Annotated in this window: 11 protein-coding genes; 1 reads left to right on the forward strand and 10 read right to left on the reverse strand. The window is 60.0% G+C overall.

What is annotated here, in order from left to right; all coding sequences use genetic code 11:
- Nucleotides 1-99 precede the first annotated feature (99 nt).
- Nucleotides 100-2529, reverse strand: coding sequence for a glycoside hydrolase family 2 TIM barrel-domain containing protein (locus CHB83_RS00350; RefSeq protein WP_089331287.1), 2430 nt, complete (start codon nucleotides 2527-2529; stop codon nucleotides 100-102).
- A gap of 72 nt (nucleotides 2530-2601) precedes the next feature.
- Nucleotides 2602-3726 (reverse strand): VWA domain-containing protein, encoded by a 1125-nt coding sequence (locus CHB83_RS00355; RefSeq protein ID WP_089331288.1) that lies wholly within the window; start codon nucleotides 3724-3726, stop codon nucleotides 2602-2604.
- A 242-nt stretch (nucleotides 3727-3968) separates the two neighbouring features.
- On the opposite strand from CHB83_RS00355, the gene CHB83_RS00360 reads away from it, so the two are divergent.
- A complete protein-coding gene (locus CHB83_RS00360; protein WP_089331289.1) occupies nucleotides 3969-6404 on the forward strand; it encodes a zinc-dependent metalloprotease in 2436 nt (811 codons plus the stop codon).
- Nucleotides 6405-7087: 683 nt separating this feature from the next.
- Here CHB83_RS00360 and CHB83_RS00365 read toward each other — a convergent pair.
- The 8 genes from CHB83_RS00365 to pxpB form a co-directional block, all read right to left on the reverse strand.
- The gene (locus CHB83_RS00365; protein WP_089331290.1) at nucleotides 7088-7510 is read right to left on the reverse strand and encodes a hypothetical protein; all 423 of its coding nucleotides are present in this window, start codon (nucleotides 7508-7510) and stop codon (nucleotides 7088-7090) included.
- 16 nt (nucleotides 7511-7526) lie between these two features.
- Nucleotides 7527-7889: an Imm51 family immunity protein gene (locus tag CHB83_RS00370; protein WP_089331291.1), complete on the reverse strand. Its 363-nt coding sequence runs from the start codon at nucleotides 7887-7889 to the stop codon at nucleotides 7527-7529.
- 210 nt (nucleotides 7890-8099) lie between these two features.
- Nucleotides 8100-8639, reverse strand: coding sequence for a peptide deformylase (locus tag CHB83_RS00375; protein WP_089331292.1), 540 nt, complete (start codon nucleotides 8637-8639; stop codon nucleotides 8100-8102).
- 36 nt (nucleotides 8640-8675) lie between these two features.
- Nucleotides 8676-10106 carry an amidohydrolase family protein gene (locus CHB83_RS00380; protein ID WP_089331293.1) on the reverse strand — a complete coding sequence of 477 codons (1431 nt, stop codon included), beginning with the start codon at nucleotides 10104-10106 and terminating at the stop codon, nucleotides 8676-8678.
- A gap of 72 nt (nucleotides 10107-10178) precedes the next feature.
- The gene (locus CHB83_RS00385) at nucleotides 10179-11219 is read right to left on the reverse strand and encodes an NRAMP family divalent metal transporter (protein ID WP_317044760.1); all 1041 of its coding nucleotides are present in this window, start codon (nucleotides 11217-11219) and stop codon (nucleotides 10179-10181) included.
- A gap of 145 nt (nucleotides 11220-11364) precedes the next feature.
- Nucleotides 11365-12144, reverse strand: coding sequence for a LamB/YcsF family protein (locus tag CHB83_RS00390; protein ID WP_089331294.1), 780 nt, complete (start codon nucleotides 12142-12144; stop codon nucleotides 11365-11367).
- Nucleotides 12141-13148: a 5-oxoprolinase subunit C family protein gene (locus CHB83_RS00395; protein WP_089331295.1), complete on the reverse strand. Its 1008-nt coding sequence runs from the start codon at nucleotides 13146-13148 to the stop codon at nucleotides 12141-12143. The genes CHB83_RS00390 and CHB83_RS00395 overlap by 4 nt, the downstream gene beginning before the upstream one ends.
- The gene (pxpB, locus tag CHB83_RS00400; RefSeq protein WP_089331296.1) at nucleotides 13138-13878 is read right to left on the reverse strand and encodes a 5-oxoprolinase subunit PxpB; all 741 of its coding nucleotides are present in this window, start codon (nucleotides 13876-13878) and stop codon (nucleotides 13138-13140) included. Before pxpB ends, CHB83_RS00395 begins: the two co-directional genes overlap by 11 nt.
- Nucleotides 13879-13980 lie beyond the last annotated feature (102 nt).

Consider the following 13980-nt stretch of genomic DNA (forward strand, 5'->3'; position numbering starts at 1 on the left):
AGCCCGTAACGCACCGGGCTCGTTGCATGCGGCTACTCCAATCTTGCTACTATGGAGAAGTAGTAATCTGATTAGCAATTTGAAATGCTTAAAACCGTCCTAGCGCGATTCTAGTGCTATGGTGGCGGCGGGCAACGCTTGGCCCTGGGCTCGAAGAGTGATAGTGCCGGGCTGCCGAGTTGCTTTTACTACCACCAATGCCCGCCCCTGCCAGGTAGTGCGCTGGGGACTTTGGTAGCTTTCGGTGCTGGTTGGGTTGGCATTGCCAACACCGACTATTACGCCGGGGCCCGTGACCTCAAACGTGAGCGGGAACTGTGCTTTTGGATGGCGAGTGCCTTGCTCATCAACAAGTTCAACGGTAATGTAGCTGAGGTCCTGCCCATCGGCACGCAACTCGGTACGGTCGGCTTTGAGGGCGAGGCGAGTTGGTGGGGTAGCCGTGCGCAAGGTGGCGCTGCCTACCGACTGCCTGCCAGTCCGGCCAATGGCCTTGAGTTCACCCGCCTGATAGGGTACCGACCAGGTCGCCGTGTAATGGGTAGACCGATTGGTGGGCTTGATGCCTAGGCTCTGGTTATTAAGCACTAGCTCTACTTGCTCGCAAGACGAGTACACTTCCACAGTTAGGGGTTTGCCTTCCTGCCCGGGCCAGGTCCAGTCGGCTAGCACATCGTGCCATTCCCACTTGCTCCACTCTTCTTTCTTGGGGTTGGTAGGAAAGGAAAGCGTAGGGGCCTGCACAAACAAGGAAACCTGATTTTCCTTCCACAGCGCATCTCGGTAGTACGACTGGGGCCGTTTCCAGCCGCAAATGTCTATGTCCCCGCAAAAGGCAAGGTTCCAGGGGTAAAACTCGGGCTTTTGCATGTAGCCCAGCCACCCAATGCTGGCCTCCCCAATGTAGTCAAACGCTGTCCACACGAAGTCGCCCACTACGTACGGCTTGTCTCTGACGGCCATCCAGCTGCCGAAGGCTTCCAGCGGGTACGACTCCGACCCGTACATGATACGCTTGGGCAAGCGGGCATGGTCCTGCCCGTAAATGTCGGCCTGGTGATGGTCGCCGGCCGTGGCGTAGTTGTAGCCCGCCACATCCAGCACGGCAAAGTAGGGGTCCTTATCGGGGCCGAGGCCATTGACGGCGGCCGTAATGGGCCGGGTGGCGTCGAGCTTGCGCACGTAGGAAGCCAGCTCCTTAGCCGTTGCTACTCCCTCCGGCTTGCCGCGCTCCGGAATTTCATTGCCCAGGCTCCACAAAATAATGGAAGGGTGGTTTCGGTCGCGCAGGACCATGCTGGCCACGTCCCGCTGCCACCAGGCAGCAAAGTAACGGTGGTAGTCCTCGGGGTTTTTGGCTTCCCGCCACATGTCGAAGGCCTCGTCAATGACGAGCATCCCCAGCCGGTCGCAGGCATCCAGCAGAGCCGGGGAGGGCGGATTGTGCGAGCAGCGGATGGCATTGTAGCCACTGGCCTTCAGAAGTTCGATTTTACGCTCCTCTGCTCGGTCGTATGCTTTCGCTCCGAGGGGTCCATTATCGTGGTGAATGCAGCCTCCTTTGAGTTTGAGCGCCTGGCCGTTCAGGCGCAAACCCTGTTGGGGGTCGAACGAAACCGTGCGGATGCCGAAGGGCGTTTCTACCTGGTCTAGGAGCTGAGGGCCCCGAAACACCTGCGTGCGGGCAGTATAGAGCACGGGCGTATCTACCGACCATAAAGCCGGCGACGGCACGCTGAGGGTTTGCTGAACACGGGCGTTGCTGCCAGCCGTTAGCGTTTGCTTTGTTTCGAGGCGCGCTACTTGTTGGCCCGCCGGGCTGCGCAGGGACGTAACCACAGTGAGGGTAGCCGGCTGGGTTGCCTCGTTGCGCACCTGCGTTTCGGCCTTCACCTGGGCCGTGGCCGCCGTAACCGTGGGCGTGGTAAGGTAGGTGCCCCACGGTTCGATGTGTACGGGCGCCAGCACCCGCAGCCACACGTGCCGGTAGATGCCCGAGCCAGAGTACCAGCGGCTGTTTTGCCCTTCGTTGCGGACCTGCACAGCCAGCACGTTGTTGGCCCCGAACTGCACTTTGTCGGTAACATCGTACCAGAAGCTGGTGTAGCCATAGGGGTGGGCGCCCAGGCGCTGCCCGTTGAGCCACACCTCCGCGTTCATGTACACCCCGTCGAACTGAAGCTGAATGCGCTGCCCACGCTGAGACTCGGGAACTACAAACGTTTTGCGGTACCAGCCCGTGCCGCCCGTAGTGAAGCCTCCGCTAACTTGGCTGATGGCCTTGGCGCTGAATGGTGAGTTAGTGCCCGGCACGTCTTCACTGCTCCAATCGTGGGGGAGGTCGATGGCGCGCCAGCTGGCGTCGCGGTAGTTAGGAGCCTCGGCACCCTGGGCAGCACCCCGGTAAAAGCGCCATCCGAAATCAAACAGCGTAGTCACGCGCGATGCAGTTGGCGGTTGATTATCAGACTTCAACAACAAGGCATTAACCGTCAGGAGCAGAAAAACAAGACTCAGGATGCGTGTCATAGGCAACTGCTACGGTTCTTTCTAAGCTAGGTGGTTTCGGGCAAAAGCGGGGCGGCAGCCAGACGTGCGGGGCTATACCTGGAGCTTCTGCCCTTGAATGGCGGCGGCCATCAACGCCGGAAACTGGCCCGGCGTGCAGGCAAAGCTGGGAATACCTAGGGCGGCCAACTGTTCAGCCATGCGTCGGTCGAAGCTGGGGGCCCCGTCGTCGGAGAGGGCCAGCAGGGCCACCATGCTCACCCCAGCCGCTTTTAGGGTAGCGGCCCGTTTGAGCATCTCCCGCTCGTTGCCACCTTCGTACAAGTCACTTATAAGCACCAGGATGGTATCGGTGGGGCGCGTAATAAGTTGCTGGCAGTAGGTGAGGGCCAGGTTGATGTCGGTGCCCCCGCCAAGCTGCACTCCAAATAGCAGATCCACCGGGTCTTGGAGGTTCTCGCTCAGGTTTACCACGGCCGTATCAAAGACTACCATGTGCGTTTTCACGGCCTTGATGGACGCCAGCACGGCCCCAAATACGCCCGCGTAAACCACCGACGACGCCATGGAGCCGCTCTGGTCCACGCACAGCACAATCTCCTTGAGTGCCTGCCCGCGCCGCCCGTAGCCAATAAGCTTTTCCGGTACTACCGTTTTGTAGGCTGGCTGATAGTGCTTTAGGTTAGCCCGGATGGTAGCGGCCCAGTTAATTTCGGCGTAGCGGGGGCGGGGGTTGCGCACGGCCCGGCTTAGGGCCCCCTGCACGGCCTGGCGCAACGGGTTGGCCAGCTTCTGTTCCAACTCGCGCACCACTTTTAGTACTACCTCGCGGGCCGTGTGCTTGATCTTCTGCGGCATCACCCGGCTCAAGGACAGGAGGGTGCCTACCAAATGCACATCGGCCTGCACGGTGCGCAGAATTTCGGGTTCCAGCAGCAGCTGGTGCAGGCCCAGGCGGTCCATGGCATCCTGCTGCATCACGGCCACCACCGACGATGGGAAGTACGTGCGGATGTCGCCCAGCCAGCGGCTAACCTTAGGCGCGGAGCCGCCCAGGCCCGCCCGCCGCTCCCCGTCATTATCGTAGAGCTGGGTCAGTACCTCATCCATCTGCCCGTAGTCTGGCGACAGAGGAATTTCATTGGCCGCATCGGCGGGCGAGCCGAGCACTAATTTCCAGCGGGCAGCAGAGGAGGAAGACACAGGAAGTAAGGACATAAGAAGGGGAGGAGCATCCAAGTAACAGCATATTCCGCAAATGCTCGCAGTTCAGCGCCAGAAGCTAGAAAACTAGCTCTCTTACTCAGTTACCCGTGCTCACTTGCGTGGGGTTACCTGAGTAGGGGTGCCACTCGGTCAGCAGTGCGCTTTGCGAGCGTCCTGCGGAAAACTTTCCGCGTCTTTATGGTGCATAACGCGCTACCCTTTCTACCTTAAGCCGACCTCAACCTTTCCACTGCATGAAGAAAATTTACTGTTTACTAGTTGGCTCTCTGCTGCTCAGTTCCCATCTAACCTCGGCCCAAACCCTGGCTGAGAAAACCAAAGGCTTGCAGAAGTTTGCCGGCTTCTTCCCCTTTTACTGGGACGAGAAGGGTGGTCGTATTCTGCTGGAAATTGACAAGCTCGATCAGGAAATTCTCTACGTCAGTACGTTGCCCAATGGGGTGGGCTCCAATGATCTGGGCCTGGATCGCGGCCAGATTGGGCAGACGCGCATTGTGAAGTTTGTGAAAAGCGGCCCCAAAATTCTGCTGCTCCAACCCAACTACGACTTCCGCGCCGTGAGCCAGAATGCCGACGAGCGAAAGTCCGTGGAGCAAGCGTTTGCGCAGTCGGTTATCTGGGGGTTTAAGGCCGAAGCCCAGGAAGGCAACAAGGTACTAGTGGACCTGACGCCGTTTTTGCTGCGCGACTCCCACCAGATAGGCGACAAGCTGGAGGAACTGAAACAAGGGGCCTATAAGGCGGAGGAAACCCGCTCGGCCGTGTTTCTGCCCAACACCAAGTCGTTTCCGCAGAACTCCGAGTTTGAGGCCGTTATTACCCTCACTGGCAAGGCCAAGGGCCGTGAAATCCAGTCGGTGACGCCCGACCCCAACGCCGTGACGGTGCACATGCACCACTCCTTCATTCAGCTCCCCGATGCCCAGTACCAGCCCCGCGCCTTCGACCCGCGGGCTGGCTACTTTGCCAACGAGTACATGGACTACGCCACGCCCATCGACCAGCCCATTATGCAGCGGCAACTCGTGCGGCACCGGCTCCAGAAAAAAGACCCCACGGCTGCCGTCAGTGAAGCCGTGGAGCCCATTGTGTACTACCTCGACCGGGGCGCCCCCGAACCCGTGCGCTCGGCGCTCATGGAAGGTGCTGCGTGGTGGAACCAGGCGTTTGAAGCGGCGGGCTACAAGAATGCTTTTCAGGTGAAACTCCTGCCCGAGGACGCTGACCCCATGGACATTCGTTATAACCTGATTCAGTGGGTGCACCGCTCCACTCGGGGCTGGTCCTACGGCGCCAGCATTGTAGACCCCCGCACCGGCGAGATCATAAAGGGGCAGGTGTCGCTGGGCTCGTTGCGGGTGCGCCAAGATTTCCTGATTGCCGAGGGCCTGTTGCAACCCTACGAGGACGGCAAGCCTACCAGCCCGGAAATGCTGAAAATGGGCGTGGCCCGCCTGCGCCAGCTGGCCGCCCATGAGGTGGGCCACACCCTGGGCTTGTACCACAACTATTCGGCTAGCACCAAGGAACGGTCGTCGGTGATGGACTACCCCATGCCCCGCATCACCATGCGCCCCGATGGCAGCATCGACCTGAGCGAAGCCTACGGGGTAGGAATTGGTAGCTGGGACAAGCGCGCCATCCTCTACGGCTACCAGGATTTCGGTCCGAAAGCCGACGAGAAAGCGGGCCTGCAAGCCATTATGCGGCAGACCCTGGCCGATGGCTACGTGTTCATCTCCGATGCTGACGCCCGCGCCGCGGGTGGGGCCCACCCCACGGCCCACCTCTGGGATGATGGCCCCAACGCGGCTGATGAGCTAAACCGCCTCCTGGACATCCGGCAGAAGCTGCTGGCCCGCTTCTCCGAAAAAGCCTTGGCACCCGGCCAGCCCATGGCCATGCTGGAAGAGGTGCTGGTGCCCATGTACCTACTGCAGCGCTATCAGGTAGAAGCCGCTTCTAAGGAAATCGGGGGGCTGTATTATACCTACGCCGTGAAAGGCGACGGCCAAACCATCACCAAGTTTGTGGAGCCCGCCGAGCAGTGGAAGGCATTTGCTGCTCTGATGCGCACCATTTCGCCTCGGGAGCTGGCCCTCTCCGAAGAGCTACTAGCGAAAATTCCGCCCCGCCCCGTGAACTACGGCCGCTCCCGCGAAACCTTCCCCAGCCGCACCGGCCTCACCTTCGACCCCACCAGTGCGGCCGAATCGGCGGCGGCTACTACCCTGGAGTTCCTGCTGAACCCCCAGCGCGCCGCCCGTCTGGAAGAGTACCACGCTCGCCATCAAGACCAACCGGGCCTGGCCGCCGTGCTGGATAAACTCCTGGCCACTACCTGGCGCAGTAAGCCCGAAACCGGCTACGCCGGCGAGTTGCAGCGCCTGGTTAATGCCCTCACTCTGCACAAGATGCTGGCCCTGGCCGCCGCCCCCCAGACTCCTGTGAACGTGAAAGCGCTAGCCGCGCTGAAGGTGGAGGAGTTGAAAAAGCAGCTTGAAAAAGAGCAAAAATCGGCCAAGGACGAAGGCCGCCGGGCTACTGCCTTCGCCGCCCTCCGCACTATCCGCCAGTTCGAAGAAGCCCCCGAGAAGTTCCAGCCCGCCCCCGCACTCCCTATGCCCGACGGCGCCCCGATTGGGGATGATGGATGTAAGGAGTTTTAGCATGGAATGACGACATCCTTTGTTATCACAAGTGAAGTACTAGCTGATGTCCGCGTTTTTATTCTCCTGCCGAGCGCTGTACCTGAAGGGTATACAACCGCTTGATTTTGAAAAGTATGGAACACCTATGTATCAGGAGCATTTGGCGCTAGGACGGGAGCTACTATGCCATGAAGGATTACAACGTTTCTTAGGTCACGTAGTGGAAGGTCATTATTATGTGAGTTTATGGACCGCGCTTATCGCGTTAGAGTTTGGTCGCCCAGTTCGCAATGAAGTATTGCACGGACCGGGTAGAACGCCAGTGGTGGATATGTGCTTAGATATCATCCGGAGGCATTATGTGTCCCACTCACATAACCTCTCTGATAGTCAAAACGACCTTGTCGCCGACTGGCTAGCTAAAATCGACGCCCGTTATGAAATGGCTGCTTCCTCGTGCTCTAAACCTGTATCATAACCCTAAGCTCCGCTAGTGCACTTGGGTAATCTTTTTCCTACCACTGCTTTTAAAAGGCATCTAAGTAGCCCTTAGCGAAGGACTAAGGATTTGAACACGTCTGTCATGCTGAGCTTGTCGAAGCATTCCTACCTCTAACCTATACTGCTAGGTTAGTCAGAGGTCGGGATGCTTCGGCAAGCTCAGCATGACGCTTTCTGGGGGTAGCCCATATATGCCCTGTTCAAGGCTTTTTGTGAAAGTTGTCTAGATTAACCGCCTCGTCAAACTCGAAAATTAACTCGTCGTCTTTTACTGGGCTGAACAATGGAAACATATCATGGCTATTTCGGTCAATCAGGCTCCTATGCATCTTGACGTACTTGCCGTGAGTTCGAGCAGCTACGTAGTGACCCTGGCCACAGAGGTAGATGTCGAAACCAATAGTCCCCATCTTTAAGGAGGCTTCCGGAAGGTAGTGCATTACGCCAAGCGTATGTCGGAAGGCGCGTAGCTCGGCTGGGTTGAGCCGGTATACTCCGTTGTTATTGTGAATTGTGACCGAGTCGATTGCCTCAGTATCTACTAAGTCTTTGAGACGGTATTCCTTGGGCTGGCAGGATGACAAAGCCGCTACTATAAGTAGAGTACGGAGTGGTTTAGACATGCCCAGCTTGTGGTTGCTACTCAAAAAAGTCGCCGGGGTCGGCTTGACTGAGGTACTTGCTCAGGCTGCCTAGGTCGCCGAAGAAGGGGTGAACAAGGTGCAGGAATTGCTGGGCACTGGCGCGACTATCGGTGTAGGCGCGGAAGATTTCACCTTCACCGGCCAGCTCGATATGGTCGAGCAGCTCTGGGGCGTGTTCCTCTACGATTGTTTCAATGTGCTCAGCCCAGGAGGCGCCACTGCCGCTGAAGCCGTACCGCTCAAACACCGTGTAGTAATCGTCCATATCAGACAGATCCACCACAATGCGGTACTGGCGTTCTGGGGTGGCCTGCTCTTGCAGGTCGTAAACAACGAAGGGGTAATATATATTGGCCATTAACCCAAAGGTACAGGACGCAACTTGAAGCAGCTTGTACGCCCCAAACCGCACGTCATCCTGAGCTTGTAAACCTAAAGATGGCGGAGCTAAGGTCTTGTCACGTGAGCATGTAGCGCGCAGCCACTTGTTCAGCTTGGTAAGATCCTTTCTACGTCAAGATGACGTGTAGTAAGGCCTGGGACACCACAAATTCACCGCCTCACTATTTCACTTTTGCGCATACGGACTATCGTCGCGGTGCTGGCGCTCAAACTCCTCGCGGGAACAGAGCGACTTCACGTCTACCATGCGGTCAATGGACAAGATGCCGTCGAGGTGGTCAATTTCGTGCTGGAGCAGCTCGGCCAGGTCATCTTCGCGGCCGGCATGGGTTTCGTGCCACTGGCCTTGCTGGTCCTGATAGCGCACGGTTATCCACTCGTAGCGCTCTACCTGCATGAAAATGGAGAGAAAAGACAGGCAGGCGTCCCAGACCACCATCTTCTCAGGGCTATGGTCGATGATGGTGGGGTTGATAAGCGGCCACACCGGACGGCCCGGCAGGTGCAGCAGAATCACGCGCTGCAGTTCGCCAATCTGAGGCGCCGCAATAGCCCGGCCGTAGCCGGTAGTGGCGCGCCAATGGCCTACGGTATCCATCAGGTCAGTTACAAGGGTAGCCACGGCTGGCGCGGTGGGGTCAGGTACGGGCTGGGCTATCTGGCGCAGTACGGGGTGGCCTAGCTGAAGAATTTCACGAATAGGCATGGTGTGAGATGTAGGATGAGTTTTGCCGCTCGAAAGTTAGTGCTTCACCGCCAGCAGCATCCGGCGTAAATCGGCGGCGGTGTAGACTTGGCCGTGGGCAATTACTGTGTTGATCTGGCGAAGGCTGCGGATGTTGGCCAGTGGGTTCTGGTCCAGCAAAACCAAATCCGCGTCGTTGCCCGCCCGGACGGTACCCGCATGCTGGTCCGCTTTGAGGAAGCGGGCACCGTTGATGGTAGCAGCTTGCAGGGCCTGCACTGGCGAGAGGCCCGCCTGTACCAGGAGTTCCAACTCGCCCAGCAGGGAGGTGCCGGGGTACACGTAGGAGTTGGATGCCCCACTGTCGGACCCCGCCAGCAACACGACGCCAGCTTGCTGCATGGCCGGTACCAGAGCGGTAAACTTCGCCCCGAGTTGCTTATTGAAGGCGCGGGTAGCGGCCGACTGCGCCCGGGCTCCGGCCAGGCGGCGGGCGTAGGTAGCCTGGATTTTAGGGTCGATGTACGCCAGCAGCGTGTCGCGGGAGTGGTCGGTTTCTGGCAGCTCCGCCAGTAGCTTCTGAATGTAGAGGGTGGGCACCACGGCCGTTTTGTTTTTCACCAGGGTGCGGTAGATGCGCGCCGCCGCGGCCGGGTCGTAGGTGCGGTACACGGTGGGCAGTACCGCAAACAGGCCGAGGGGCTTCGCCGTGCGTAGGCTGTTTTGTACGGCCTGCGTGATGCTGTCTTCCTTAGCTGAGCAGGCCTTGAATACGTAGTACAAGTGCTCGGTAGCATCCAGGCCGCGGTCAGAGGCTTCGCCTAGCGTGGCCGAGTAGGGCATGTGCCCGGTGGTCGTGAGCCCGCGTTTTTCGGCCGCCGAAATGGTGTTCAGAAAAGCCTCGCGGGAAATGGTGCTCTCGTAGATCTTTACATAGTCTACCCGCAGGCGCTGCAAAGAATCCAGCGCCTGCTCTATCTGAGCCGGTGTTTCTACTTCCAGTGAGCCAGCCCAGAAGGCTTTCGGCCCGTCGATTTTGGGACCTGAGGTGTAAATGGTAGGGCCTGCCAGCCGCCCGGCCCTGATTTGTTCGCGCCAGGCGAAGAGGGCTGGGGTCAGGTCGCCGCCCGCGTCGCGTACCGTGGTGATGCCATGGGCTAAGTAAAGCGGCAGCAAGTTGCGGTTGGCCGTAGTCAGCGAATCGCCGCCCCGAAAATGCACGTGCATGTCCCAAAGCCCGGGAATCAGGTACTTACCCTGGGCATCAATAGTGCGCGTAGCGGCCAACGTCCGGCTCGTATTTTCCAGCCGCCGAATTTGTCCCGCCGTAATTGCCAGCGTTTGGTTGGGGCGCACCTGTCCGGTTTCCACGTCTACCACGTTGGCATACGTGATAACCAAGTCGTAGGGAGTTTGCGTCTGGTGGCTGGCGCAGCCCAGGGCTAGCAGGGGGCAGAAGCCGGTAAGTAGGCGGGAGAGAAGCTTCATGCTACTTCGTAATGGTAAGGAAAAGAGGCTCGAAACGGTTGGGGCAGGTTGGTTTCTACTCTTCAGCCGCTCTTATCGAAACAGCGTGGCCAGTTGCTCCACTAGTACGCTGCCGCTCATATAGGTCATAATCAGGACTACTAGCACCCCGAAGGCAGCCAGCGTGAACGGGTGCCGGTAGGTGCCTACCACGCTGGGACGGTAAGCGGCTATGAGTAGGGTGCCGAGGGTGATAGGCAGGATGAACCCGTTCAGCGCCCCGGCCCATACCAGCAGACTCACTGGCTTGCCGATGGTGATGAATACGAGGGTAGATAGGATAATGAAGCCAATAATCCAGCCGTTTTCGTGAGCGGCTACCTTGGGCAGCATCGACTTAAGGAAGGAAATGGACGTGTAGGCCGAGCCAATGATGGACGTAATGGCCGCCGCAAACATCACCACCCCAAACAGCTTGTAGCCCACCTGGCCGGCCGCTAGCTCAAATACCGAGGCCGTGGGGTTGCCAGCGTCGATAGCGGCGCCTTGGCTTACTACCCCCAGCGTGGCCAGAAAGAGAAGCACCCGAATCAGGGAAGCCACCGACACGCCCATAATGGCGCTTTGCGTAACCTGGGGCAGGGCCGCGGAGCCTTTCACGCCGGCGTCGAGTAGGCGGTGGCCGCCGGAAAACGTGATGTAGCCGCCCACCGTGCCGCCCACGAGCGTGATAATGGCCGTGAAGTCGACGGTGGTGGGGGCAATAGTGCGCAGGGCTGCTTCTGCCGCCGGCGGACTGGTAATAACGGCCACGTAAATAATGGCACCAATCATTACTAGGCCCATCAGCTGGGCAAAACGGTCCATGAGGGTTCCGGCCTCGCGTACCAGAAAGATGGCAATGGCCATTACCGCGGCCAGCCCAGCGCAGACCGTTACAGGCAGCCCCGTGAGTACCTCCAACCCCAGGCCAGCCCCGCCGACGTTACCAACGTTGAAGGCCAAGCCCCCCAGCACAATAAGGGTGGAGATGAAACCGCCCAGGCCTGGCAACACGCGGTTGGCAATGTCTGGGGCCCGCATTTCAGATACGGCAATAACCCGCCAGATATTCAGCTGCACCCCGATATCCATTAGAATAGAGGTGAGAATGACGAAGCCGAAGCTAGCCCCAAAGACTGGGTAAAAACGGTGGTTTGGGTTAGGAAACCAGGTCCCACGGCCGAGGTAGCCATCAGGAAGGCGGCGCCGAGTAGTACGCCCCAATTGCGCCCGGGCCTCACGCCGAAACAGGCTGATGGACCCGCACCATAATGCCTTCCTGCTGCAGGGTGGCCCTAATTTGCTGAGCAAACTCCAGGCCGTGCGCGCCGTCGCCGTGAATGCACACGGTTTCGGCTTGAATGGTTACGTCCTCGCCGGATTGGGCGCGTACCCGTCCTTCCCGTACCATGCGCACCACTTGGGCAATGGCCGCGGCGGGGTCGGTAAGGAGGGCATTGGGGTGGCGTCGGGGCGTGAGGGTGCCGTCGGCTTGGTACGTGCGGTCGGCAAAAACCTCCTGGGCGGTAGCGAGGCCCAGCTTCTGACCCGCACCAATGAGGGCGCTGCCGGCCAGTCCATAAAGGGCGGCCGTGGGCTGCACCCGGTACACGGCTTCGGCCAGGGCTTCCGCCAGCGCCGGGTTTACCGCCGCCATATTGTAGAGGGCGCCGTGGGGCTTTACATGATGTACGGTGCCACCTTCGGCGTGCGCAAAAGCGGCCAGCGCCCCCAGTTGGTATACCGTTATGTCGTACGCCTCTTCCGGAGAAATAGCCATGTCGCGGCGGCCGAAACCTACCAAATCGGGCAGGCCGGGGTGAGCCCCAATGGCTACGCCGTGGCGCAGGGCCAGGCGCACGGTGCGCTTCATCACAGCGGGGTCGCCGGCGTGGTAGCCACAGGCAATGTTGGCGGAGGTGACGAAGGGCAGAATAGCTTCGTCGTGGCCCAGGGAGTAGGCGCCGAAGCTTTCTCCCATGTCACAGTTCAGGTCAACGGCGTAGAGTTGGTTCATCGAGAGGAAAGCAGGGCGAGGCCCCGTTGGAGGTGCAGAAGAGTTTTTTCTTGGTGCAGATACCAGTAGTGAGCCTCGGCAAGGCTGACTTCCTGAAAGTGTAGGTGCCCGCCCGGCGGCACCTGGGCCAGCTTGCCAAAATCGGCGGTGATAACCTGCGCCAAGCGGGGGTAGCCCCCGGTGGTTTGGTGGTCGGCCAGCAGCACAATGGGGCTGCCCGCCGCCGGCACCTGCACCGTGCCGAAGGTAACGGCCGAGGAGAGAATTTCCAGGTCGGTATGGCGCCGTAGTGGTGGCCCCGCCAGCCGGTAGCCCATCCGGTCGGATTGGGGCGTGACAGTGAATTCCGCGCGCCAGAAGGCGGCCTGACTCTCCGGGGTGAACTGCCCATATTCAGGGCCCCACACCGCCCGCACGGTAGGCGAGGCAGTAGGCGCCGGGGTCAGCTGAGGGTCTGGAAACCAAGAAGCGGCGGCCCAAGCGCGGCCCAACTGCCTACTAAGCAGCTGCTGGTGCACGCGCCGCCCCGCGGGCGTGGGCCCGGTGGCTGGCACCCGGTCCCCGGCCCGCAGGGCGCGGCCCTCCAGGCCTCCTATACCGGCCCGTAAATACGTGGCTTGGCTGCCCAGCACCATTGGCACGGCCAGGCCGCCCGATACGGCTAGGTAGGCCCGGCACCCCGCCCGCGGCGGACCAAAAGCCAGCTCGCAGCCCCGGGTGACGGCAACGGCGCGGTGCAAGGGCAGGGGCTCCCCGTTGAGCGTAGCTGATAAGTCGGCTCCCGTTACGGCTAGTAGGTGGTCGGACTCAAACCGGATTTTGGGGCCGAGGAGCGTAATTTCAAGCCCGGCGGCGCTTGTAGGGTTGCCCACCAGGAGGTTGCCCACGCGCAGAGCCAGCGCATCCAGGGGGCCGCTGACAACAACGCCGGCCTGCTGGTAGCCCCGGCGGCCACCATCCTGAATGGTGGTGAGCAGGCCCGGATGCAGGATGCTACAACTCATGCTGCTGGCACTGAAATTCTTCCTCCGAAATAGCTACAAACCGCAGACGCTGGCCGGCGCGCAGGAGGCTGGGGGGTGTCGCTTCGGGCGTAAACAGCCGCCTTGGGGTGCGCCCAATCAGTTGCCAGCCGCCCGGCGTTGGGAGGGAGTATACGCCAGTCTGCCGGCCCGCAATACCCACGGAACCAGCCGGTACCAAGGGCCGTGGCTCGGTTTTGCGGGGCGTTGCCAGGTGCTCGGGCATGCCGCCCAGGTAGGGAAAGCCGGGGGCAAAGCCAATCATATACACTACGTATTCCGGGGTCGTATGCAAGGCAATTACCTCGCTGGGCGTCAGGCCGGTATGCTGGGCCACCGTCCCCAAATCGGGACCGAACGAACCGCCGTAGCACACCGGAATTTCTACTAGCTCCGTAACTGCTTCGGGCGCCGCCGCCTGTACTTGCCCGAGCAGGTGTTGCACTGCCGCCACCGCGCTTTGGTAGGGGTCGTGGCGGCCGGCCTGGCTGATTACCCACGGGTCGTAATACACGGTGAGGGTAGTGAAAGCCGGCACGTATTCTACTAACCCCGGAAAGGGGTGTTGGTCAAAGAGGCGCGCTACGGCCTGAATGTGGCGGTGCGTCGCCTCGCTGATAACGTCGTCGAATTGCAGTACGAGGGCCGCATCGCCCAGGGGGTAAAGCTGGACCGGGGGAGTAGCGGGGTTTGACTGCGGAAGATGATCCATCGGTGGGTTTGCTTTACCTTGGGTGTTCGACCTGATGGAATATCCTTTTGAATGAAGCTTCAATATAGTAACGGTGCGCGCACCAGCGCACTTCTTCTGTCC

It is taken from the genome of Hymenobacter mucosus (assembly GCF_900188255.1).
In the GTDB taxonomy this organism is placed as follows: Bacteria; Bacteroidota; Bacteroidia; order Cytophagales; family Hymenobacteraceae; genus Hymenobacter; species Hymenobacter mucosus.

Excerpts from the sequence above, each read along its gene's own strand:
- CHB83_RS00350 (WP_089331287.1), bottom strand. The coding sequence starts at position 2,529 with ATGACACGCATCCTGAGTCTTGTTTTTCTGCTCCTGACGGTTAATGCC.
- CHB83_RS00355 (WP_089331288.1), bottom strand. The coding sequence starts at position 3,726 with ATGTCCTTACTTCCTGTGTCTTCCTCCTCTGCTGCCCGCTGGAAATTA.
- CHB83_RS00360 (WP_089331289.1), top strand. The coding sequence starts at position 3,969 with ATGAAGAAAATTTACTGTTTACTAGTTGGCTCTCTGCTGCTCAGTTCC.
- CHB83_RS00365 (WP_089331290.1), bottom strand. The coding sequence starts at position 7,510 with ATGTCTAAACCACTCCGTACTCTACTTATAGTAGCGGCTTTGTCATCC.
- CHB83_RS00370 (WP_089331291.1), bottom strand. The coding sequence starts at position 7,889 with ATGGCCAATATATATTACCCCTTCGTTGTTTACGACCTGCAAGAGCAG.
- CHB83_RS00375 (WP_089331292.1), bottom strand. The coding sequence starts at position 8,639 with ATGCCTATTCGTGAAATTCTTCAGCTAGGCCACCCCGTACTGCGCCAG.
- CHB83_RS00380 (WP_089331293.1), bottom strand. The coding sequence starts at position 10,106 with ATGAAGCTTCTCTCCCGCCTACTTACCGGCTTCTGCCCCCTGCTAGCC.
- CHB83_RS00385 (WP_317044760.1), bottom strand. The coding sequence starts at position 11,219 with ATGGATATCGGGGTGCAGCTGAATATCTGGCGGGTTATTGCCGTATCT.
- CHB83_RS00390 (WP_089331294.1), bottom strand. The coding sequence starts at position 12,144 with ATGAACCAACTCTACGCCGTTGACCTGAACTGTGACATGGGAGAAAGC.
- CHB83_RS00395 (WP_089331295.1), bottom strand. The coding sequence starts at position 13,148 with ATGAGTTGTAGCATCCTGCATCCGGGCCTGCTCACCACCATTCAGGAT.
- pxpB (WP_089331296.1), bottom strand. The coding sequence starts at position 13,878 with ATGGATCATCTTCCGCAGTCAAACCCCGCTACTCCCCCGGTCCAGCTT.